Annotated in this window: 23 protein-coding genes; 9 read left to right on the top strand and 14 right to left on the bottom strand. The window is 40.9% G+C overall.

All coding sequences use genetic code 11. The features are described 5' to 3' along the window. From MTBBW1_RS21310 to MTBBW1_RS21295, 4 genes are all read right to left on the bottom strand, one after another. Positions 1-970, bottom strand: a 970-nt coding sequence (locus MTBBW1_RS21310) for an ATP-binding protein (RefSeq protein ID WP_186441601.1), incomplete at its 3' end; no start/stop codon positions are given. Positions 971-1,136: 166 nt separating this feature from the next. Continuing rightward, the gene (locus MTBBW1_RS21305) at positions 1,137-2,780 is read right to left on the bottom strand and encodes an AAA family ATPase (protein ID WP_080806930.1); all 1,644 of its coding nucleotides are present in this window, start codon (positions 2,778-2,780) and stop codon (positions 1,137-1,139) included. A gap of 123 nt (positions 2,781-2,903) precedes the next feature. Continuing rightward, complete coding sequence (locus tag MTBBW1_RS21300; RefSeq protein WP_080806928.1) at positions 2,904-3,167, bottom strand: AAA family ATPase; 264 nt, start codon at positions 3,165-3,167, stop codon at positions 2,904-2,906. A 317-nt stretch (positions 3,168-3,484) separates the two neighbouring features. Beyond that, entirely contained in the window at positions 3,485-4,858 is a 1,374-nt protein-coding gene (locus MTBBW1_RS21295; RefSeq protein ID WP_080806926.1) for an acetyl-CoA hydrolase/transferase family protein, read from the bottom strand. 200 nt (positions 4,859-5,058) lie between these two features. Here MTBBW1_RS21295 and MTBBW1_RS21290 point away from each other — a divergent pair, with 200 nt between their 5' ends. The 3 genes from MTBBW1_RS21290 to MTBBW1_RS21280 all read left to right on the top strand — a co-directional run bounded on the left by MTBBW1_RS21290 (position 5,059) and on the right by MTBBW1_RS21280 (position 6,827). After that, positions 5,059-5,907 (top strand): EamA family transporter, encoded by an 849-nt coding sequence (locus tag MTBBW1_RS21290; RefSeq protein WP_080806924.1) that lies wholly within the window; start codon positions 5,059-5,061, stop codon positions 5,905-5,907. Positions 5,908-6,195: 288 nt separating this feature from the next. Next, positions 6,196-6,534: a type II toxin-antitoxin system RelE/ParE family toxin gene (locus MTBBW1_RS21285; protein WP_080806922.1), complete on the top strand. Its 339-nt coding sequence runs from the start codon at positions 6,196-6,198 to the stop codon at positions 6,532-6,534. A 2-nt stretch (positions 6,535-6,536) separates the two neighbouring features. Beyond that, positions 6,537-6,827, top strand: a complete 291-nt coding sequence (locus MTBBW1_RS21280; protein ID WP_080806920.1) for a helix-turn-helix domain-containing protein — start codon at positions 6,537-6,539, stop codon at positions 6,825-6,827. Positions 6,828-7,026: 199 nt separating this feature from the next. Here MTBBW1_RS21280 and MTBBW1_RS21275 read toward each other — a convergent pair whose 3' ends face one another. The 7 genes from MTBBW1_RS21275 to dapA form a co-directional block, all read right to left on the bottom strand. Next, positions 7,027-8,937: an ABC transporter ATP-binding protein gene (locus MTBBW1_RS21275; protein WP_080806918.1), complete on the bottom strand. Its 1,911-nt coding sequence runs from the start codon at positions 8,935-8,937 to the stop codon at positions 7,027-7,029. 170 nt (positions 8,938-9,107) lie between these two features. After that, positions 9,108-9,884, bottom strand: a complete 777-nt coding sequence (gene cbiQ, locus MTBBW1_RS21270) for a cobalt ECF transporter T component CbiQ (protein WP_186441599.1) — start codon at positions 9,882-9,884, stop codon at positions 9,108-9,110. A 144-nt stretch (positions 9,885-10,028) separates the two neighbouring features. Beyond that, positions 10,029-10,661 (bottom strand): cobalt transporter CbiM, encoded by a 633-nt coding sequence (gene cbiM, locus MTBBW1_RS21265; RefSeq protein ID WP_080806916.1) that lies wholly within the window; start codon positions 10,659-10,661, stop codon positions 10,029-10,031. 4 nt (positions 10,662-10,665) lie between these two features. Next, positions 10,666-11,043: a hypothetical protein gene (locus MTBBW1_RS21260; protein WP_080806914.1), complete on the bottom strand. Its 378-nt coding sequence runs from the start codon at positions 11,041-11,043 to the stop codon at positions 10,666-10,668. Beyond that, a complete protein-coding gene (locus tag MTBBW1_RS21255; RefSeq protein ID WP_080806913.1) occupies positions 11,040-11,384 on the bottom strand; it encodes a hypothetical protein in 345 nt (114 codons plus the stop codon). The genes MTBBW1_RS21260 and MTBBW1_RS21255 overlap by 4 nt, the downstream gene beginning before the upstream one ends. Before the next feature lie 249 nt (positions 11,385-11,633). Beyond that, the gene (locus tag MTBBW1_RS21250) at positions 11,634-12,488 is read right to left on the bottom strand and encodes a DUF4198 domain-containing protein (RefSeq protein ID WP_080806912.1); all 855 of its coding nucleotides are present in this window, start codon (positions 12,486-12,488) and stop codon (positions 11,634-11,636) included. Between the two features lie 469 nt (positions 12,489-12,957). Further along, entirely contained in the window at positions 12,958-13,992 is a 1,035-nt protein-coding gene (gene dapA, locus MTBBW1_RS21245) for a 4-hydroxy-tetrahydrodipicolinate synthase (protein WP_080806910.1), read from the bottom strand. A gap of 445 nt (positions 13,993-14,437) precedes the next feature. On the opposite strand from dapA, the gene MTBBW1_RS21240 reads away from it, so the two are divergent. The 6 genes from MTBBW1_RS21240 (at position 14,438) to MTBBW1_RS21215 (ending at position 21,357) form a co-directional block, all read left to right on the top strand. After that, positions 14,438-15,097, top strand: coding sequence for a tetratricopeptide repeat protein (locus MTBBW1_RS21240; protein WP_080806908.1), 660 nt, complete (start codon positions 14,438-14,440; stop codon positions 15,095-15,097). 5 nt (positions 15,098-15,102) lie between these two features. Continuing rightward, positions 15,103-16,701, top strand: a complete 1,599-nt coding sequence (locus tag MTBBW1_RS21235) for a hypothetical protein (RefSeq protein ID WP_080806905.1) — start codon at positions 15,103-15,105, stop codon at positions 16,699-16,701. Positions 16,702-16,873: 172 nt separating this feature from the next. Further along, entirely contained in the window at positions 16,874-18,199 is a 1,326-nt protein-coding gene (gene dsrA / locus MTBBW1_RS21230) for a dissimilatory-type sulfite reductase subunit alpha (RefSeq protein WP_080806903.1), read from the top strand. A 16-nt stretch (positions 18,200-18,215) separates the two neighbouring features. Next, positions 18,216-19,364 carry a dissimilatory-type sulfite reductase subunit beta gene (gene dsrB / locus MTBBW1_RS21225; protein ID WP_080806901.1) on the top strand — a complete coding sequence of 383 codons (1,149 nt, stop codon included), beginning with the start codon at positions 18,216-18,218 and terminating at the stop codon, positions 19,362-19,364. Positions 19,365-19,474: 110 nt separating this feature from the next. Then, a complete protein-coding gene (locus tag MTBBW1_RS21220; RefSeq protein ID WP_080806899.1) occupies positions 19,475-19,732 on the top strand; it encodes a dissimilatory sulfite reductase D family protein in 258 nt (85 codons plus the stop codon). 68 nt (positions 19,733-19,800) lie between these two features. Further along, the gene (locus MTBBW1_RS21215; RefSeq protein WP_245809507.1) at positions 19,801-21,357 is read left to right on the top strand and encodes a cobyrinic acid a,c-diamide synthase CobB; all 1,557 of its coding nucleotides are present in this window, start codon (positions 19,801-19,803) and stop codon (positions 21,355-21,357) included. 172 nt (positions 21,358-21,529) lie between these two features. Here the strand turns inward: MTBBW1_RS21215 and MTBBW1_RS21210 are convergent, their stop codons facing one another. From MTBBW1_RS21210 to MTBBW1_RS30080, 3 genes are all read right to left on the bottom strand, one after another. After that, positions 21,530-21,991: a cytochrome c3 family protein gene (locus tag MTBBW1_RS21210; RefSeq protein WP_245809506.1), complete on the bottom strand. Its 462-nt coding sequence runs from the start codon at positions 21,989-21,991 to the stop codon at positions 21,530-21,532. 268 nt (positions 21,992-22,259) lie between these two features. Further along, entirely contained in the window at positions 22,260-23,060 is an 801-nt protein-coding gene (gene tatC / locus MTBBW1_RS21205) for a twin-arginine translocase subunit TatC (protein ID WP_080806897.1), read from the bottom strand. Next, a complete protein-coding gene (locus MTBBW1_RS30080) occupies positions 23,057-23,479 on the bottom strand; it encodes a twin-arginine translocase TatA/TatE family subunit (RefSeq protein WP_080806894.1) in 423 nt (140 codons plus the stop codon). Before MTBBW1_RS30080 ends, tatC begins: the two co-directional genes overlap by 4 nt. Between the last annotated feature and the right edge of the window lie 235 nt (positions 23,480-23,714).

Here is a 23,714-nt window from a genome sequence, read left to right as displayed (position 1 = left end):
CTATTGTTTCCGTGGTCATCTGCTCCATGGACAAAGATGATATTACAAAGCTGTTCACCTCCATGCCTTCAAGGTCAGGAATATAAAACCGTTTCTGTTTTAAAAGCTTCACAAGGAAACCTGGAGTTGCTGTTTCAAACCAGTAATTGCCAAACTTTCTGTTTTTGAGAAAAAGCAGAATATCAAAGGGGTTATAAACTGTTTCGCTGCCAAGAAAATTATAACCGTTATACCATTCGCGAACAGAATTAATATCAAGGCCATGAAGCATTGATTCAAAGGTTTTAACCAGCTCCGGTTCAGTATATCCGAAAATGTTACCTGCCCAGGGAGCAAGGGATATATCTTCAAGGTTATTAAGACCGCTGAAAATGGTCACTTTGCTGAACTTGCTCACCCCTGTTATAAAGCAGAAGGCTATATGGCTGTCGCTATCCTTTATTACGGAATAAAAGTTTTTAAGGCCGTCACGAACCTCTTCGGCTTTAGAAATGTTTTCAATGTTATCCAGGATAGGCTTGTCATATTCATCCACAAGGATCACAACTTTTTTACCATATTTTTTATAAAGGGCCTGAATCAACTCGGCAAAACGATCTGCAATAAGTTCATGGCTGTATTTTATATCATGTTTGTCTGCCTGCTCCTTAAGAATCGCAGTTATTCTTTTATGAAGCTCTTCTTTACCATTTAAGACTCCCCTTCCAAAGCTTATGGATATAACAGGATATTTATCGTTCCACTCCCAGTTATTTTCAAGGTAAAGCCCCTTGAAAAGCTCCTTTTCACCTTCAAAGGCAGATCTAAGTGTATCCAGAAATAAACTTTTGCCAAAACGCCGGGGACGTGAAAGAAAATAATATTTCCCACCATCCAAAAGCTGGCGGATATGTACCGATTTATCAACATAGCAGTAGTTTTCGGTTATAATATCCTGGAATGTGGATATACCTATGGGTAGTTTTTTCATCTGTCCCCTCCTTTTATCATAAAAAAAACGCATCAACTCCTTAGGCTGTATATTTATCTGGTTTGAACCTTGATTTTCCTGATTAAGGGATTTCCATGATTTAACCCAGACAAGCATAAATGCAGGAATAAAATCATGGTCATCCCTTAATCCTTTTAATCATGGTTCAAATCTCCCCCTCATCACTCATATAGACCATCTCCCAGCCATGGAACACCACAATACCTCTCTTGATCCGTACATTACCATAGGGTGAGGCATTCATCATCTCTTTTAAGGCATCGCTTTTGCTGTATCCTGATAACTGCTCCCTGGACTCCTTCACCTTCTCTGCTATCTTCTCTTCAAGTTTTCTGTTTTTAATTTTATCTTCATTTTTGCTTCTTTCTCCCTTTCCCTCTTTTTCAACTTTACCGGCAGTTGAAGATCTTTTTATGTATTTAAGCTCAAAAAGCCATCCATACCCAATATCCGGATACTTGTGGAAAAAGGGTTTCATGACAATATCAGCATATCCTTTATTGAACTCCTCCTCTGAAAGGGATATGTAAAAATCAAACAGACCTAAATAGGCCATGAAAAAGCCCTGTATCACCTTTTCTCCCTGAATGTAATCCCTTACCTTTGTCTGCCTTTTTATCTCGGAGGAAAGAAACTCAAATAATGGCTCCATCTCGCCGTCATAGGCAAGAAATCTGAATTTCTCCCTTAAGCTGTAAATATCAACAGAAAAAATATCCACATCATCATATGATTCGCAGATATATTCGTACATAAGCTTCTGGATTGTTTCATTGGGAATGGTGAGAACCGGATCTCCTTTGCTGAAAACGCCTTTAAAGGTTAAAAGGCCAAAAAAATATAAAAGGGAGATGAAATTGGATGAATCAGCAAGTTTTTCATAGGGAAAACTCTTGTTTATGGTGGATGTTATGGAGCCTTTTTCTATGATATCTTTTAATCTGCTGAAATTGCCGTTTAATTTTTGATCAAGTACAATAAGGTGCTTAAGCTTGCCGTAATCCATGCGAAGGTTGTCGTCTATAAGATCACGTATAAATTTCTTTCTTCCAAAGGATTTCTTCATAAAATAGAGAATGGCATCTGTATTGAACATAGGGCATTGGCCATCCTTTGCAAAAAAATAGTTGCCGTACCACTTTTCCATGATATTTAGTGATTGCACCTCATCAAGATGAAACAAACCTGCATTTTTATAATAATTTATCATCTTTAGAACATCATCTTTGGTAAATCCAAGTATCCCATTGTACTGATCTTCTATGGAGATGTTATCGCCAATGTTAAAACCGCTTGTAACATCATCCATGGTAACCGGAGAGACCCCTGTAATAAACATCCTTGCGAGACCTGCATCACTGCCAGATGCCATATCTTTTAAATGGGTAAAAAACTGCTTGAAGTAACCGGCCTCCCTTGTCAGTTTTCTATATTCTGAAGGGCCGTATTCTGCAAGCAGGGAGTTGGCAAAGTTGTCATACTCATCTATCAAAAGATATAGTTTGACATCGCTATCCTTTAAACCGCTTGAAAGTATCTGGAGCTTTTCCGATGCTGAAATGTCTTTATCTTTACGCAGTTTCTCAAATACCTTATCAGGAATATACTGTTTATACCTTATTACAAAATCATCAATTTTCACATTGCAGTAAAAATTAAAATTATCCTGAACCTTTTCTCTATCTTTTATAACTGCGGAAAAGTTAAACTCCAGGATCATGTATTTTGCCCGCTCAAGGGTGGGGTTGTTCGCTATCCAGGTATCTTTGTAAACGGTCATGGCCGGCATTCAGCCACCCCCAAATATGGAAATTTGTATCTATTTTCACGGTAAACAGGCATGATTGATTATGTATCAATCACCTCCAAATATAAAAATAATAGTCATTTTCACGGTAAACGGTCATGGCCGTCATTCAGGCACCCCCGAATATAGAAATTTGTATCTATTTCCACGGTAAAAATCCCTGAATCTATCTTTTTTAAGTATATCATAGTAGGAGTGGAGCATGGATAAAAAGAGGGTCTTGCCGAAGCGTCTTGGTCTGATCAAAAAAACATAGGGGGTTCTCTCAAGGGCGGGGATATAGGTAGTTTTATCTACATAGTAGTCATTTTGGGCATTGACTGCCTCAAAATCTCCTTTTCCATAGGGTATTCTTTTAATATCATCCATTTTAATTCCTCAACTATCATGAAAATCAAGCTTGCTGAACCTCGATTTTCATGATTAAAGGATTGCCATGATTTTGCCCCAAAAGCAGCATAAATGCAAAAATACAATCATGGTCATCCCTTAATCCTTTGAATCATGGTTCAAACTAACCCTAAATTAGTTAATAAAAGCAAACCACACCGGAACCTTCGCTCCTGCATCCTGCAAGAAACTACCAGCACTGGCATGGTGTCCTCTATTCCCTTCTCTATTCCCTTCTCTACCAGGATAGGTTTGTCATATTCATCCACAAGGTCACCTGTTTTGAAATGGACAAGTTATTTAAGACTCATTCCTACAAAATTTTCATACGGGAAAAACCCTTTTGGTATCCCGTTTCTCAAATATTGGGATGGATTATGAAACTGCCCGCTGTCATATATATGCCTAAGCAGATTTTCCCGGGCTTCAGGAGCTGCAAGATGTGCAATACCCACAGCATGTTCTGTGATGCTAAGTCCCCTTGGATCAAATGCCCCATATTCAGTCACAATAATTACTGGATCGGCAGCAATGGCAGTTGTGGTAATTCCCTCGGGGCACTTGTCCTGGATTTTGGAAAGACCATTATCAGTAGAAGATTTCATGGCAATAATGGGTACACCTCCTTCGGAAAGATAAGCCCCCCTCAAAAAATCCGCCTGTCCACCTACTCCACTGTATATTTTTCTGGCATCAAGGGAATCAGCCCATATATTACCATGCAAATCCACGCCAATGGCGCTGTTTATGGCAATCATCTTTGGATGGCGGGCAATGTTCAAGATACTGTTGGTCTTGTCAGATGGACGGCTCTGGATGGAGCTATTAAAATCCATCCAGTTGTAGCCGCCACGATTTCCGGAAAGAAAAATGCTTGCTATGGAAAACGGGTTGTTAAGGTAACGGTTGGTTACAATGCCTTTTTCAACAAGTGTCCGCATGGCATCTGCAAAAAGCTCTGTGCGGATACCAAGATCCTTTACCCCTTTGTCGATAATTGCCCGGGTTACAGCTTCCGGAACCTCGCCAATGCCATACTGAATGGTTGAGCCATCTTCAATATAAAGATGGGCTATGAGATTGGCTATACGGTCGGCAAGCTCATCCGGTTTTTTGACAGGACTGACAGGCAGGTCATAATCCACGTCCACTATATAATCAATAACCTCTTCAGGTACAGTGGTGCCAAGAATAAATGGCATTCTGTCATTTCTCTCTGCAATCACAAGGCCATTTTGAGCCTTTGCAGAGTGTATGGCAGCCATAACCCCCTCAACAGTTGTACCAAGGCTGTAGTTGCCGCCGTTATCAGGCCCTGATACAGATACCAGAACAACATCAGGCTTTAAAAATTCCTTCACCTGCCTTGGTATATCAGAAAGATGAATAAGCTGATATTTTGCAAGACCTTTGTTGACAGCACCACGGGAGTGGTGACTGTTAAAAATTACACGATGGGTAATCCTACGGCATACATCTTCATCAAATACAGAACCCACATCACCAAGCAGAAGAACGCTTAAAAGCTCCACATCTGTGATGCTTTGGTCTGATGCCATCTGCCTTAAAAAAGCCTGGGGTGTTGCTGCATTTCCGGAACAGTATATTCTGCGTCCAGGTGACAACAGACTGTTGTTTATAATTTCATTTACCTCTTTAACTGATTTCATGTATAGACACTCCTATTGACAGTTATGTTTCATATCCTTTATATAACCCTCTTTTGACTTGATATAACAACAGGTTTAAGATAAATTTGCAATAATAACTTAATAAACCTCCATGATTGCTGAAGTATCACAACGAACGGCTAAAGTCGTTTTATTTCAGCACATTATGGAGATTTTCTAATAGAATATTTAGGAGAGATATGATAAGTGCAGAAATGCTGGCCGTAACATACGGCCTTGGCAGTGCAGTGGCATGGGGCGCAGGGGACTTCAGCGGTGGCTTTGCCTCCAGAAAAGGAAATGTTGTGGGTGTAATTTTAGCATCTCAGTTTATAGGTGGCATAATTCTGACAGTCATGGCAATGCTATCCTCGGAAATAATTCCTCCTGTTAAATATTTTTGTCATGGAGCACTTGCAGGAATTTTTGGTGCATTTGGCATGATAATGCTCTACAGGGGACTTGCAAAGGGGCGCATGGGAATTGTAGCTCCGATGTCGGCTGTTCTTACAGCCCTTGTTCCCATTGGATATGCTGCTTTTTTTCAGGGGCTTCCAACAGCCACACAATTTTTGGGCTTTCTCTGCGTCATGATAGCAGTATGGCTTCTCTCATCATCTTCTGACAGCAGTTTCAAAATGACATGGGAAGAGTTTTACCTTTCAACTCTTGCAGGTCTTGGTTTTGGCTTTTTCTTCATCTTTATTGACAAAGCAAACGATCTTGCCGTGATCTGGCCCCTTGTCGGAGCAAGGGCGGCTTCTGTATCCCTGCTTTTTTGCCTGGCATATGCAGGCAGGCAGCCCCTTATACCCATAAGGTCACAGTGGATTTTCATTGTCATTACAGGGGTGCTTGATGCTGTTGGAAATGCCCTTTTTTCAATGGCAGCTCACCTTGGGCGCCTTGATGTATCTGCTGTACTTGGAGCACTCTACCCTGCCTCAACAGTTATGCTTGCATGGATAATACTAAAAGAACGACTGGGAAAACAGCAATGGGCAGGGGTTTTGACAGCCTTTGCAGCACTTGTACTGATTTCAGCATAACATATGTGACAGATACCCGATACAATAAAAAAGGTTAAAGTCATTTTAATAACGACCATGTCAAGCCATCTGACACAACAAAGAATGAAAGAACTCAAACCGCGGACTGTGAGTTCTTGCATATAACGTACATGGCGGATTACCGCCACAATCGAAGTGTTGAAAGTCTTTATAAAAACAGCCATTTGCGGGGACTTTCATATAACGTACATGGCGGATACCTGCCACAATCTAAGGAGTGAAAGTCGTTTTTTAAAACAGGCTGTTACAGAGACTTTCATATAAAAGATGAATACAGTGGTTGAACTTCCAGAATTTATTAAACGTGCGAGCAAGTTACTTGATGATACTGAACGAGAAAGACTTATTATGTATCTTGCTACCAATCCATTGGCAGGCGTACTGTTGAGGGGAACGGGTGGAATCCGTAAATTGCGGTGGAAACGTCAGAATGCCGGTAAAAGCAGTGGTGTTCGCGTGATCTATTACTATCATGATTCACGCTATCCTCTGTTTTTGCTTACTCTCTTTGGAAAATCAGAAAAAACGAATATTAGTCCGGCTGAACGTAGTATTTTGGCAAAACTGACGAAGATACTTTTAGAAGAATATCAACAAAGGCAATAATCATGAGTAATGCATTTAAAAGTATAGAGCAGGGATTATATGAAGCAATTAACTATGCTGAAGGCAAACTAAAAGGGACTATAGTTCATGAGCTATCTCCAGTAGATGTAAAGACCATCCGCGAAAATGTGGGCATGACGCAAAATGAATTTGCATTGGCATTTGGAATAAGTATAGGCACACTACGACATTGGGAGCGAGGTGATCGCACTCCACAAGGCCCTGCCCGTGTGTTACTTAATGTAGTAGCCAAAGAACCACAAGCTGTTCTGCGGGCGTTAAACGCTACATAGTGATTTAAGTACCTGAAGAGAAATAATTCCATAAAACGTACATGGCTGATGAGCGCCACAATCGAAGAGATGAAAGTCATTTTCAAAACAGGCTTTTACCGCGACTTTCATATAAAACCTCTAAATTGTTATGGCTGTGATTCAGCCAAACCCAAAGATGAAAATTTGTATCCATTTCCACGGTAAGGAAAATATAGAATTAATCATGCATATGATCATGAGTTTCAGATTCATGATCAGGATGCTGATGATCATGATAACGCCTTGGGGCATGATGGTGGCTTTTTTCCTCTCCTGGATGTGTATGGACAAAACGGTGGGGATGCTCATGGGCATGCTCATGAAAATGTTCATGTACAACATCTCCATGACGATGAATATGGCTGTGCAGATGGTGATGAAGATGGCTGTGTTCATGCTCATGCTGTAGCATCTGTATGGCATGGGTACTCTCTCTTCGATAGGCATAGGCAAGGCCATTCAAATTTCCAAGTCGTTCGTCCTTCATGAATTCATGTGTGGTAAGATTTTCAACTATCTTGCCCCTGTGCATAACAACTGTGCGATTTGTTAGCTCTCCTACAAAAAACATGTCATGGCTCACCAGCAAAAGGGTGGCATCAAGCCTTCTGATTATCTCCAGCATAAGCTCTTCGCCTTGTGGATCAAGACCGGCTGTGGGTTCATCCAGAATTACAATTTCCGGCTCCATTGCAAGTACACATGCCAGAGCCAGCCTTTTTCTCTCTCCACCTGACATATTAAGGGGCACTCTCTTCTCAAAACCTTCAAGATGTACCATGGATAGCACATTCTGCATACGTTGCACTCTTTCAGGCAGCGAGATGTCCAGTTGACGAAGTCCAAAGGTTATCTCTTCATCTACACTTGGACAGAAAAGCTGATCAGCGCAATCCTGAAACACCATCCCAACCCTCTGCCAAAGTTTTTTATAGCTTTTTCTGGTAACACTCATTCCGTCAAAAAAGAATTCACCCTTTCCCTTTTGCAAGCCAAGAATAGATGAGAGTAGAGTTGTTTTGCCTGCCCCATTTTCTCCTACAAGGGCAATTTTTTCACCTTTATCAACCTTGAAATCAATTCCGTTAAGGGCAGCCGTTCCATCAGGATAATAGAAACTGTAGCCTTTCAAATGAAGGAGAGGTGTACGATTACACTCATGGGTATGTAACTTCACTGTCGATTGAATTGCAGTCTGATCTTTATCACATTCCAAAGCTTTACTATGTGACTTCAGGGTGGACTCAACCATCTTTCCTGCCGGTTTAATTATAGTCTGATCTTTATCATATTCTGAACCATTACTGTGTGACTTCAGAGCCGGCAAAACCATCCTGAATGAAAAATCAAGACCATGCCCACGCAATGCGCTTTTTTGGGATACAAGCTCTTTCATGCTGTAATCATGATGAATTTCTCCCTTCTCCATTACAATTGCCCTATGACAAAGATCGTACAGAAAAATCAGATCATGGCTTATACAGACAATTGTTCCTGAGAATGATTTCAGAAGATCCAGAAAAACCTGCTCCTGACTTGGATCAAGATTGGTTGTTGGCTCGTCCAAAAGCAGTACCTCCGGTTTCATTGCCAGAAGGCCTGCAAGCGCTGCCCTTTTTTTCTGCCCAAAACTTAAATTATGAGGTGCTTTATATGCCATATGCTCAAGATGTACCTGCTTAAGTGCACCAAGGGCAGCAGCCTCTGCTGCTTCTTTTGTAAGACCCTGGTGACGAGGCCCGAAAGCTGCATCATCAAGAACAGTATGTCCAAAAAGTTGGTCATCTGGATCTTGAAAAAGAAGAGCGATCTTTAACCTTGCATCGTCAAGATTTTCCCCTTCAAGGAGCCTTTCCTGAAAGAAGACTTTCCCGTGCGATGGCATAAGCAGCCCACAAAGATGTTTCATCAAAGTAGTTTTACCGGAACCGTTATGTCCAACCAGAGCAAGACGATCTCCTTTTGCAATCTCAAGATTGACAGATGCAAGAGCTCTGGTATTGTCTGGATAGGAGTATGAAAGACCACGCACACTAAAAAGTGTTTCTCCTGAAACTGTATGGGAAAAGGGCATATGGGGATCGTGCATTTTAAAAGTCTCACTCCAGCACCAGAACTTTGTCAAAGCTAATAAATCAGTTTTGGATTTTTTTAAAATATGTGCTGACAAAGCACTGTTTTTTTTTAACGTACATGGCGGATTCACGCCACAATCGAAGAGATGAAAGTCGTTTTAAAAACAGCCACTTAATGTGACTTTCATATAAAAAAATTCTTATCCACAGCTATAAGAAGAACACCCATAGCAACACCTATCCCCGAAATAAATATATCCAAAGGATATATCTTCAACACAAGAGGTTCTGGAAAACACCCCTTGTAACCACGGGCTTTCATTGCATCAAAGACGCGCTCGGTTCTATCAAAACTTCGCACAAAAAGCATTCCTGTAAAATTTGCTACAGCCTGAAGTGTTGCAAGGTCACTTCTTTTACGAAAACCCCTTACCTTCATTCCGGAAGAGATGCGACTGGCTTCATGGCGGAAAACGTGCAGATAACGATGGCTCAAAAGAATCATCTGAGCAACCATTTCAGGTACACCAAGGCGTGAAAGTCCATGCAGAGTTACAGGAAGCGGTGCTGTGGAAAAAAGAGGCTCCATCATCATGGTAATGGCAACAGCTTTGGAAGCAACAGTAGCGGCCAGATAGAGGCCGCGCATATTAAACCCCATCCACTGGATACCATTGGGGACAATAATGGTATCCCCAGGCAAAACAGGCACTGAAAAAGGCATAATCAAAAGAAACATCAGCATGAAACCTGAAATTGCAAGAAGACGCCTCAACACCCTCTGAAGGGATACCTGTGCCATGACAATGACAAGCAGGGCAAAAGAAATAGCAATAAGAGCAACAGCAAAATTGCTGATGGATGCAACCATAAAACAGAAACATAGTATGGTGATAATTTTACATCTAACATCCCATTTATGAAAAAAAGATCCCTCAAAGCTGTCTGAAAGGTCAGGCACAGACCAATCCTTCTCTTCTTCAGATGATCTTGATGCATCAGTTTTAATGCGAAAAAATAAAGCCCAGAAAAAAAGAGCATAAAGGGAAAAATAAAAAATGCAAAAATTTGCCACCAGGGAACCAAAAAAGAGATCACCAGAGGTTCATTCACGGGTAACTCCTACGCTGGAACGGACAAAAGAAGGATTGAGAAGAGCGGGCTTAACCCTTGCCAAAAAGCCAATTGTAAATCCACTCACAACACCTTCAATAATTATAACAGGAATATGAGCTGCAAGTGCTATTTTTGCAACACCCATGAAATCCTCACCACCAGTGGCAAGCAACAGAGCAAGGCCAACTGCCGCCAGGGTACACCCCATAGCTCCGGCAATACCGCCTGTTATGGATTGTCTCATTTGATTCTCACCCCTGAATCTCTGGAAAAACCAGCCGCACATAACAGCAGGTATTCCCATCATAAGTGAATTTGCACCAAGTGCTGTAAGCCCTCCAAACTGAAAAAGCAGGCTTTGAAGAAGCAGGCCAAGCGAGATAGAGAGAAAGGCAGAAGATCCCAGTATGGCTCCTGCAAGCCCCGGAATCAAAAGATGAACGCTTGTGGGGCCAAATGGCACATGAATCATGGATGCCACAAAAAAGGCTGCTGTCATAACAGCAAGCCTTGGCAGATCCTCACTTCGGGTAGTGCGGGTACTCCATGTAAGAATGCCAGCAGATGCTACATAACATCCAATTGTAACAGAGACAGGAAGCACCCCGTCTGAAATATGCATTAACCTAACACTCCTTACTCTTTTTCTGATTACGGGCAGCCACAAATGCAGCAACTCCGAAAAACCCTAAAATATAGCCTATGCCAGCAAATATCTCCTTTAATCCCGGCTTGTCAAGCTCTGCTTTTAAAGCAGCTATCTCCCTTTTCACCCTTCTTAGTTCTCCAACTATTTTTGTGTTCTGATTTTCCAGCATATCTTTGAGTTCCTGGCATCCATCAGCATGAAATGATTCCTGAAGCGTTTCAGCAGATTGTACAGACGAAGAAGAAAAAGGTGGTGATGGCTCATCAGAAAAAGCCAACAGAGGAGAAGCAAAGGGAACAAGCAAAAGGCAGAAAGCAAGCCACATCAAAAATTCATCACAAAAAAATTGCCTCACTTTCCTGCCTCCACCTCGGATTTTTTCAATTTAAAGCTGTTTTTGTGTCCCATTGTGGCATCAAGCACAATATCAAGATCGTCCAAAGCTGGTATTTCAAAATCAAATAACCCATCTTTATCCGTATCGCCTTCAACAAGCAGTTTTTTCTCACTGTCATACACCATAACTTTGCCTTTTTCCACTGCTCGACCATCAGGAAAATAACTTTCAGTATAAATTCTGCCCCCCTCAACATAGGCAAAAAGATTTACCTTATGAGCACTTGCACTACCTGCTGTCAGGATAATCGAAAGAAGGGCTGTAAAAAAAAAGAGCTGATAATGAAACTTTGTATTCATATCGTATTTCAATCCTTTTAAGGTTGTAATGTATGCAATATCAACATATTTACTCAAAATCGACATCTTATTGCTTTTTCATAAGTTATTGCCGTTGTCTGAACCAGGATAAGCAGGATGGATAGGATGTTCAGGATAGATAATCCTGGCTTATCTTTGTTAATCCTGGGAATCCTGATTCAGACTTTGTTGACAAGACAAGGCTTACAAGATCATAGGGGGCGACTTTGAGTATTTACAAATTGCGAACTATTTCATATCCCTTGTACGCACCCAGTAAACAGCTCCAATTTCAACACCTTTTTCTTCATCCCCATTTTTGATTTTCCAGTCAGCTTCATTAAGAGCAGCAAAGCCCCACCACCCTGCCCTTGGCATTGCATAACTGAATACTCCATTAACATCAGCCTTTACAACCTGTGTTACATAGGCATCGGCAGGAGCAACTACAATTGATGGATTTTCTGGGCTTTCATTCAGATACTCCACCTCAACTTCGGCAAATGGAACAGGTTTTCCCTTAATTAGAACCTGACCTGTAAAAAGATTATTGGTCCACAGCCCATATGGTCTGGTCATGGGAATAATTTCTGTTTCAAGGCCAACCGGGTCGTCCCATCCCTCTTCAAGACCAAAGGCATTAACACAAACTTTTGTATAATGAACAATAAAAACATCTTCGGCAGGTTCCCAGTAAGGAGCAGGCTCAACAAAAAATGTATAATCACCTGGTCTGCGAATTGAGTACTCTGTTGACCAAAAGGTAAAATTTTCAGTCTGATCAGGGCTTTTCCCTTTAAGTTCATTTAGCGACGAGAGAAGATCAATATTTTTTCCGCCATGCATAACACCAAATTTAACGGGTTTTACCATCTCCATGTAGTGCTGCTCCAGAGGATGAATAAATTTAACCTGAACCTCAAGAGTTTTTGTCTCTTCCTGGGTTACAATATCATCAGAGGGAATAACAGCTCCAAAATGAGCGTGGGCAATCTGCCCATTCAACAGAAGAAGTACTACAGCAACCAGCAAAAGAGTTACAGTTACAATAATGTTACGGGACTTTGACAAAATAGTATCACTATTTCTGAATTTTATGGACATAGTATTGTCCTCCTTTTCTAAAATGCTATGGTGTTAAAAACTATAATTTTCCAGATAATTAAATTTGCAAGCACAACGTAGGGGCAAGCCTATGTAGTTGCCCTTCAAAGTTGAGATGGAAAAATATTTTTCTGGAAGTCTACACAGTAAGAGTTTTTCAACAAAAAAAAGCCATAAAGGAACAGAATATTCAAATTTTCTGTAACCTTCATGGCCATCAGTTATTATTAATACTATTTTAAAACGATTCTTAAGGGAAAAAGCTTAATCCATAAAGCAAAAATGGTTGTCTTCTGACAACAGTTGATAATATCCTTATCCCAAAATAGTGAAAGGTGTCAACAAAACTCTTGAAGATCAATCAATGATGGCCTCACAAAAAGACAAAAATACCAGAACTACTATTAATAATTTCAGTCAGTTGTTGGCCAAAAAAATCTTAAAACCAGAATTTTTACAGGTTCATCAATCAATAATTATACCACAAATTTTTTCTGTACTCGGGGTTATTAAGCCTCTCATCAATATCAACATTAAAAAAATCGGCCAGTGGTGCCAGAAGTTCGGGGTTTTCTGCCTGAACTTTCTTTGCTGCATCAACCACAACAGCAATTCCCTGCTCTGTCATTTTGCCCACAGGTCTTCGACAACCTCCGGAAGGAAGACCAAGTATCTGCATAAGTGTTTTCAAAGCCAGGGGATTTCTTGCACGGCAGTTGACAGAGCCCTTTGGAGTCACCTCTTTGGTGACAACAGTGACAAGACCAAGTAGAGGTTCTAAGGAACGGTTAAGTGCAGCAGCCTCTTCTGTTTTTCCCAGATGGTAGAGCATAACCATTTCTGTCATGGCCTTTGGTACAATATTGGAAAGAACTGAAATACCACCGCAGGCTCTGATTTCTGCATCTGACATAATCTGAAGCAGAATTCCATCATCACCTGAAAAAATCTTAAAGTCATCCCCACAGCAAACCCGGGTTCTTTTCATGTTGTCAATACTGCCGGTTGCTTCTTTTACTGAGGCAACATTGGAATATTTTTCACTCAAAATTGCAAGATCCTCAGGCAAAAGCTGTGCCCCTGTCCTCCCGGGAATAATATAAGGAATGATCTCCATGTTGGGGAAAGTCTCTGCAACAGGCTCGTAATACTCCCGCCTGATCTCAAGGGAGCTTGGGCCGTTATAATATGGATCAACCATCAAAACCGCATGGGCTCCGGCATCCTGGGAATGTCCAACTGCACCAAGGGCTTCTTCTGTGTTATTGCTTCCTGCCCCTGCGATACATATGCAGTGATCTTTTGAGGCAGCAGCCACATCAGAAATAACCTCGAGATGCTCCTCCCACTTAAGCGTTGGGCTCTCACCTGTGGTACCGGCAGCGAGAATACCGGTAATGTTATTTTCAATTTGAAATCGGACAAGCTGCCCAAGGCCATCCTTGTCCAGGGCTCCGTCAGGTGTAAATGGTGTGATCAGTGCAGTATAGCATCCTGTTTTCATAATTGTTCAAACCCTTTGATAAATAATATTAAAGCCTTTGATAAATGATATTTGAGATGGAAAAAATATAAAATATTGAAGATATTACCACTTCTCCATTAAATGGGTCAAGTAATTGCATTCAATAATTTCACAGTTTTTCCCTTGACAGAAGCAAAGATCAAAAATATAGTAATCGTTTTATTTTAAGGAGCATTCAGTCTGTTTCTGCTCCTTGTCAAGGATTAGTCTGGAATAATAACCCTTCTTTCAAACTCATAATACTGACATGTTTCATATTACACCAAAAAGTAGTTTACACTTTTTTTATGAAAACCCCTGAAAATGGGGATGGTGATATGGAAAGTGTAACCTGATAAATGAAATATGCCATAATACTTTATTCCTGAATGGCAGGGTTACAAATAGATTATAACAGTTATATTTTTTCATAGGAATATCAATAATGGCGGAAACACAAAAAGCCCAAAATGCTGATGAATATATTGAAAAGCTTCGTCAGCAACTGAAACATAACACCGAGTGCGGAACCACACACTATAATCTTGCAGTGGCACTTATGGGTAAAAAAGACTACGATGCTGCCGAGCAGTCCCTTCATGACGCTGTTGAGGCAAGCCCCAACCTTGCTGAAGCATACGTTCTTCTTGGTGGTTTATGTCTCCAAAGAAACGACCTTGAAGGTTGCCTCAGATACAATAAACATGCTGTAAAGGCAAGAGCCGGGTTTTCAGAAGGATATGCCAATATTGGTTTTGTTCTACTTCAGCTAATTGACGGAAAAAACAAGGAAGATGACGAAGAGAAACTTGATCTTGCCATAAAGAACCTCAGAAAGGCCATTGTCCATAACCCCAAATTTGTACAGGCGTACACCACCCTTGGAAATGCCTACCTTATGAAAGGGCTTCTGAACGAATCCATAAAAGCAAATCTTGAAGCCGTTAATGTTCAGCCCGAATTTCCCATTGCCCACAATAATCTTGCAGTTGCCTATTTACAAAAGGGAGAATTTGACCTGGCAATTGAACATTGTGACAAATCAGAAAAACTGGGTTTTCCGGTTGCAGATGCCCTTAAAAAAGAGCTGGAGCCATACAGATAACCCCCATGAAAAAAAGCTGCCCTGTATTCAAATATCATATTGCCGGCTTTCCTGGTGAACTGGACTCATCATCTTATTTGTGGAACAAGCCACTGCTGCAGGAGAATCCTGAAGATAGTTTACATCCTGCCCATAAAGAAGATTCATCTAATTCTATTATGATCCATGAATATCTTGAGGCAGCAAAACTTTTTCTCTCACCCATCTTACTTTCACCTGAAACCTGTAAAAAACTTCTGGCTGAACCTTCATGTAAAGCCAAAGCCAACTATGACTATGAAAGCAAAACATGTCAGACCAAAACCACCTATGGCTATGAAAGCAAAACATGTCAGACCAAAGCCACCTATGACTATGAAAACAAAGCATCTCTTCACGGTAAGGTCATAGCATCCCAAACTGAAACACCTGCCGTACCATATTTTCAAACCGTATCTTCTAAAACACCATCTCTACAATCTCCCGACAGCGGAGAAACAGTTAAAAAAGAGATCACAGACGTGGATCTTTTTCTTGAAAAACATGGTGCATTTTACCACCCTGTTCGTGTCAAAATATCACTCAGGGGAGGTTCATGGAGAACTTTTGCTCTAAATGGCGCTCTCTCTTCCCAGGGTCTTTCACTTATTGAGAGAGAATACAATCTCCTTAAAAAACTTGAAGGCAAAACAGATGGGCATTTAATTCCCCATGTTTTTGAGTTTGGCACCCAGGAGTGCAGAGGGATGACAATAGCTTTTTTTCTGGCAGAGTGGTTTGAAGATTACAGAGAGTTCCACCTTACTGACAATTCAGGGAATTTTGCTCACTCTTCAGAGCACAGTAGCAACTCTTCAGGCAGCTTTGCTGACTCTTCAGAGCACATTAGCAACTTTTCAGGCAAAGTTACTGACTCGCCAGACCATCTCAGTGACTCTTCAGAGTTTGACACTCTCAACTTATGGAACAGCGATGGAACAAGAATTGAGTACCACAGGCCCGAATATTTTGAAATATATGAAAAGGCGTCTGAAATCCTTACAACACTTTATGATCTGAACACATTTGAACAGGTGTTTCCCTGGCATCATGCTGCTGGAGATTTTGTTGCAAAACCCCTTGATAACGGGTTTGATGTCAAACTAATTACTGTAAGAAGCTACACATCAATGTTTTTATCCGAAAGTGAGCCAACATTTGACAAAGAAGAGATAAACAAAGGCCTCCTGCTTTTTCTCGTAATGCTTTCAATCAGGATGCGCATTGACAGGATAGATGGAACAGGCAAATATTGCCTTGTTCATCACGACAGCATAAACTATATCCTCAAAGGTTTTTTCAGGGCTCTAAACCTCAAGAGAACTGATACCGTTAATTACCACATAGATTACCAAGAAAAAACCATAACACTGCAATTTGCAGAGTACCTTGAGCTATTTGATCACAAAGCTCTCTTACAGATCCTTGACATGATAACCGATACAGGGAACCCTGAAAATCCCGAATTTATTTTTATTAAACAAAATATCCATTCCCATGCAAAATTTTTATCACAAAAAATTGGGGAGTCAGGAAAAAAATGCTTTTTTATTGACAAGGCTTCACAGAAATCTTATATGACCTAAGATTATCTGCCACTCCGGGCTGAGAAACCGACGGTGGTCTGCCAAAAGATCATCTTTAACATAGACAACTGTGAAGCATGACAATTGAATGAAATCTCTTTTTTGGGGTACGGTATCCTTATTGAGAGTTTCATCAAGAGAATGTAATTTAACTTTTAACGGAGGTAAGTAAATGGCAAAACATGAAACTCCTTTACTGGACCAGTTGGAATCTGGCCCATGGCCGAGTTTTGTTTCTGACCTTAAGCAGCAGGCTGAAGTCAGAGCAAAGAATGAAGCAGGTGTTGAGTTTCAGATTCCTCAGGATGCAGTAGAGGATCTTCTTGGAGTTCTTGAACTTTCTTTCAAACATGGAAGAACACATTGGAAACATGGCGGTATCGTAGGTGTTTTCGGTTATGGTGGTGGTGTTATTGGTCGTTACTGTGATCAGCCTAAACTGTTCCCTGGTGTTGAGCATTTTCACACCATGCGTGTAGCCCAGCCTTGTGGTAAATACTACAAAACAAGCTATCTGAGAGAACTTACAAAACTTTGGGATTTCAGAGGCAGCGGTGTAACCAACATGCATGGAGCAACAGGAGATATCATTTTCCTTGGAACCACAACTCCACAGCTTGAGGAAATTTTCTACACACTGACCCATGATTTGAATCAGGATCTGGGTGGTTCAGGCTCTAACCTTAGAACCCCTGCTGACTGTCTTGGTTCATCCAGATGCCAGTATGCCTGCTACGACTCCAATGCCCTTTGTCACTTCCTGACAAATGAGTACCAGGATGAGCTTCACCGCCCAGCGTTCCCATATAAGTTCAAATTCAAAATGGATGCTTGCCCCAACGGCTGTGTGGCTTCCATCGCCCGTTCAGACATGTCCTTCATCGGAACCTGGAGAGATGCTATCAAAGTTGATCAGGATGCAGTCAACAAATATGTTGAAAATGATCCTGGCTATCCTGCAAATGCAGGTGCTCATAAAGGTAAAGATTGGGGTCCGTTTGATATTGAAAAAGAAGTTCTTGCACTTTGTCCAACAAAATGTATGAAGTTTGAAAATAAAACCCTCTCTATCGACAATGCAAACTGTACCCGTTGCATGCACTGCATCAACACAATGCCAAGAGCATTGAGAATTGGTGATGACAGAGGATGTTCCATCCTTGTAGGTGCAAAGGCTCCTATTCTTGATGGTGCCCAGATGGGCTCTCTGCTGGTTCCCTTTGTTGAGGTTAATCCTGAGAATGATTACGAAGCCATTACAGAGGTCATTGAAAGTATCTGGGATTGGTGGATGGAAGAAGGCAAAAACCGTGAGAGACTTGGTGAGCTTATCATGCGCCAGGGCTTCCAGAAACTGCTGGAAGTTACAGGCATTGATCCACAGCCTCAGCATGTTGCATATCCGAGAACCAACCCATACATATTCTGGAAAGAGGATGAGGTTGACGGTGGCTGGGAACGTGATGTTGTTGAATACAGAAAACACCATCTGAGATAAGGGAAGGAGATATACAATGGCATTTATATCATCTGGTTACAATCCAGAGAAACCGATGGAAAACCGGATCACAGATATTGGTCCGAGACACTTTGAAGAGTTCTATCCTGAAGTTATCAAGAAAAACAAAGGCAAATGGTCTCATCACGAGATTCTTGAGCCAGGTGTTTTGGTACATGTTGCAGAGTCCGGAGACGAGGTATATACCGTAAGAGTTGGTGGCTGCCGTCTCATGAGTACTACACACATCAATGAAATCTGCGAAATTGCAGAAAAACATTGTGACGGACATCTCAGGTTTACCACCCGTAACAACATTGAGTTCATGGTGGATTCCAAAGACAAAGTAGAGCCACTGAAAAATGATCTTAAGAGCCGTAAATTCCCTGGTGGAAGCTATAAGTTTCCCATTGGCGGAACCGGCGCAGGTGTTACCAACATAGTACATACACAGGGTTGGATCCATTGCCACACTCCTGCTACTGATGCTTCTGGTACAGTAAAAGCAACAATGGACGTTCTGTTTGATGATTTCCAGCAGATGAGACTTCCTGCACAGCTTAGAGTATCCATGGCGTGCTGCCTCAATATGTGCGGTGCTGTTCACTGCTCTGATATCGCCATCCTTGGATATCACAGAAAACCCCCAATGATTGACCACGAATATCTTGACAGACTTTGCGAAATCCCGCTTGCTATCTCCGCATGTCCTACTGCTGCAATTAAACCTGCAAAAGTGACTCTTGATGACGGCAAAGAGGTAAAATCAGTTGAGATTAAAAATGAACGCTGCATGTTCTGCGGTAACTGCTACACCATGTGTCCATCACTTCCCCTTGCTGATACAGAGGGTGACGGTATAGTTCTTATGGCTGGCGGTAAGGTTTCCAACAGAATCAGCGATCCTAAATTCTCCAAGGTTGTTGTGGCCTTCCTTCCCAATGAGATGCCAAGATGGCCATCCATGACAGACGCCATCACAAAAATGGTAAATGCTTACTCCAACGGTGCAAACAAATATGAGCGTCTTGGTGACTGGGCAGAGAGAATTGGATGGGAAAAATTCTTTGAGGTATGCGAGCTTGACTTTACTCATCATCTTATTGATGATTTCCGTCAGCAGGCATACATGTCATGGCGACAGTCAACACAGTTCAAGTTCTAAATTGTTGTTTCTACAATAATTAAAACCTGACGTGATTTTCAGCCGAAGTGCCATTATCCATAATGGAGGCACTTCGGCTATTATGTTAAAAAAGTAGAGAGGGAAACAATATGAGTGATCTTCTTGACAATAAAGAAGCAGCAACCCAGGCAGTTGTTGATTTTTTGACAAAAAAAGCCAAAAACAAATCAAAATTCTACATTAAGGATTTTTACGCTATTTTTCCTGATGACAAACCCAGAGCCATTAAAAATGTTGTGAATAAAATGGTGCAAGAAGGAGTACTGGAATTCTGGTCCAGCGGAAGTACTACAATGTATGGCCTTAAAGGCGGCGGAAAACAGCACGCTTCAGAGGGTGAAGAGTAATCGCAACAGGCATTGATTCTTTATTTTGAACCAAGCCTGTCATTGTGCGATGCCTTCCAGGAAGCCCCATGACTTCAAATTCCATGCATGTTTCTGATAAAAATATTCCCGGTATAGTAATTGCTGGTCTCAAGGGAGGTACCGGCAAAACAGTGATCTCCCTCGGCATTACAGCTGCATGGCGAACACTTGATATTAATGTGGCACCCTTCAAAAAAGGCCCCGATTATATCGATGCCGGCTGGCTTGCCCAGGCAGCCGGTCGGCCATGCTATAATCTGGACACTTTCCTCTGCTCCACAGAACAGACACTTCATACATTTCACAACCACACCCAAAATTCAGATATAGCACTAATAGAAGGCAATCGTGGACTTTATGACGGCATTGACACAGATGGCCGTACCAGCACTGCGGAAATTGCCAAACTCCTTAATCTGCCTGTTCTCATAGTTCTGGACTGCACAAAAAGCACCAGAACCATGGCTGCACTTCTTATGGGATGCCTTCATTTTGATCCCCACGTCAACATAATGGGGGTTATTCTTAATCAGGTTGCCGGAAAACGACACGAAGGCAAAGTCAGAGATAATATAAAACAGTTCTGCAACATCCCTGTATTTGGTTCTGTGCCCAAACTGACCTCTGATGATTTTCCGGAACGCCACATGGGCCTTGTGCCATCAGCCGAACACGAACTTGCCATTGAGTCACTTGAAGCTGCTTCCAAGGTTGCCAGTCAATACATTGACCTTGATACCCTTTATAAATCGTGCATAAGGATATCAGAAGAGATATTTCCAGAATCGGCTAATCTTGCAGTTTCAAACGTTGTGCCAACTTGTGAAAAAACACAACCGATTCTTTTTAACAAACAATTAGATAAAAAATGCCAGCCCCCCCAATCAGATCCTGATTTTAAGCCCCCAAAAGGCGCAGACCTCAATTCACAAGAGAAAAATACCTCACCACATAATAAAACGCCTGTTATAGGAATCATAAAAGACTCTGCATTCCAGTTCTACTACCCTGACAACCTTGAAGCACTGGAAGCAAGAGGTGCTCAACTGGAATATATCTCTCCTTTGTCCCAGCAAACCATACCTGACGTGGATGCAATATATATGGGAGGAGGATTCCCTGAAACCCATGCTGCACAACTTGCGGAAAACGAATCTTTCAGAAAAGCCATGAAAGCGCTTGCCATTAAAGGGCTGCCAATATACGCCGAATGCGGAGGGCTGATTTTTCTTGGCAAAAACCTTACACTTAATGGCCGCACATACCCTATGACCGATATTCTTCCTCTCAATTTTGGTCTGTCAAAACGTCCGGTAGGACATGGTTATACAACGGTTGAGGTGGTAAATCCAAACCCTTTTTACGAGGTTGGACAGATCCTCAGAGGCCATGAATTCAGGTACTCATCAGTGATTGATATTGACTACAAGGATAGTGATATGGCTTTTGTCATGCAGAGGGGAAAAGGCATAATCCACAAAAAAGATGGTTTTTTCAAAGAGAATGTATTTGGGACATATACTCATATCTTAGCAGCAAGCACTCCTGAGTGGGCAGATGCAATTGTCAGAAATGCTCTTAAATATATGAAAAACAAATCATAACAAAATTTTGCCTCCTTCAATTTCCTAAATTTGAAAAGCCATAATTCAAAAAGTAAAAAAGGATTTTTCCCTGTAATTAAAGAGAAAAATCCTTTTCTATTTGTTAGAACTTCATGGGTTGTGACTGCGATCACCCTACATGAAAATCAAAAAATTTGACGGCAAATGATTTCTATTTTTTGGGATGACATGATGCACAGCTCTGGGGAGCGGCTTTTGGATCTTTGCCTTTGTAGCCTTTCTCTTTATTAAAATCTTTGTGACAATCAATACAGTTGGCATGAAGGGCTTCTTTGTGATATTTTGCTATCTTTTCGTTTTTCTTCAATTTTTCACCCTTTGGTGCTTTTTCTGTCTCTTTATGGCACTCTACGCATCTTTGAACATTGTCACCTGCTTTAAGATCAAGGGCTTTTCCCTTGTCATCATGATGACAATCTCCACATTTTATACCATAGTCTTCTACATGTTTCTTGTGGGTGAACTCAACAAGACCCTTTGTACGTGTTGCGTACTCTTTTGTTTCCATTTTAAAGACATCTGCTACTTCTGTTCCAGCGTAAATTCCTGTGGCTGCAAATACAACTGCAAAAACAAGGGAAAACATAAAGCATACCAATTTTTTACTCATCATTCATTACTCCTTTAAGCTGTTAATAATAATCACACCTATACATATCAGATGGTGCCTCACCACCTGAAAAAAATTTTATACCGTCGAAATATCACTGATGACATTAATGGTAAGGCTTTGACCGTTAAATAAACTCTGCCATGAAGGTTTAAATTCATTTTTGGATGCTGATGCTACAGCATGATGGTTGACTCTGTCAATAATAAAAAAATGGTGCTGTTATCTCTTAAACAGGACTATATCCAAAATTGTAAAAACATGACATTACTCACTTTTCATCATCTTCAACTCCATTCTGAGCTGCCTCTCCCTCTTCAATTTCATCATCGTCATCATCAATATCATCTTTTTTTCCAAAAATTTTGGCTCCCAGAATACTTATCTCGTACAGAATCATAAGAGGTATGGCCATCATTATCTGGGTAACCACATCCGGTGGGGTTATCAATGCAGATCCTGTGAAAAAAATCAGGACAGCATATTTTCGATTCTTTTTTAAGAAAGGAACAGTTACAAGCCCCATGCGTGCCATGAATGTTATAATAAGTGGAAGTTCAAAGACAAATCCAAAGGCAAGAAGCATTTTTGACGAAAAACCTAAATACTCCTTCATAGATGGCATTGCCTGTATGGTATCAGATGCAAAGCCTAAGAAAAACTGAAACCCATAAGGAAATACAATGAAATAACCAAAACTTGAACCAACAATAAAGAAAAAGATGGAAAGAATCACAACAGGCACAAGAAATTTCTTCTCCTGGCGATAAAGCCCTGGTGAGATGAACATCCAAAATTCGTAAAAAAGAACAGGAACTGCAATTATAATCCCTGCCAGTAAAGAGACCTTCAGGTAGGTAAAAAAAGCTTCAGGTAACCCCGTAAAAATCATCTTCTGACCTTCCCCCATGGCCATCACAAGGGGGGCAATTAATATATCAAAAAGTTTTTCTTTGAAAAAGTAGGCAATTACAAAGCCTACCCCCACTGCAATAAAACATCTGACCATCCTGTCTCTAAGCTCTGTCAGATGTTCAAGAAAAGGGGCTTTATCCTCATCCTGGATGGTCATTTTTCCACCTTGTCACTCTTTTTTTTATAATCAGCTTCTGCCAAACTATCATTTCCAATATGAGAATATTCCATATTCTCATTTTTGCCGTAAGGGTCATCAATCTTTGTCTTTTTTTTATCAGAACTTTTAATGTTATCTGGTGTGCCACCAGTGTCAACGCTGTTTTTATTCTCTTTCTGATCAGCAAGAGGGTTTATTGAATTTTTAATATCGGTTTTGATATTTTTTACAGGCTCTGTAAATTCCCTGGTTGAGCTTTCCAGATCAATACTTCTCTTAAAATCCTGGGCTGCATTCTTGAACTCACCCAGAGCACGGCCAAGGGTCTTGGCAAGCTCCGGAAGTTTCTTAGGGCCGATAACCATAAGGGCAATGGCAAGGATAAGGAGAATTTCAGGCATTCCCAAACCAAACATAATCAAACTCCTTTAATTAAGGACTCATAAAGCATAAGTTCCCGCTCCACATTATATAGTTTTCCAGAAAAATATTTTATTTTTTTGTAAACGGGCATGATTGATTGCGTATCAATCACCCCCAAATATAAAAATGATAGTCATTTTCACGGTAAAAAATTAATCCAGATAACAGATAGTGAGACTTTTACATTATCAATTTAATTATCTGGAATACTATAGTAATTGTGGTTCA

Source organism: Desulfamplus magnetovallimortis, assembly GCF_900170035.1.
In the GTDB taxonomy this organism is placed as follows: Bacteria; Desulfobacterota; Desulfobacteria; order Desulfobacterales; family Desulfobacteraceae; genus Desulfamplus; species Desulfamplus magnetovallimortis.
This window is presented reverse-complemented; position numbering and strand designations above follow the sequence as displayed.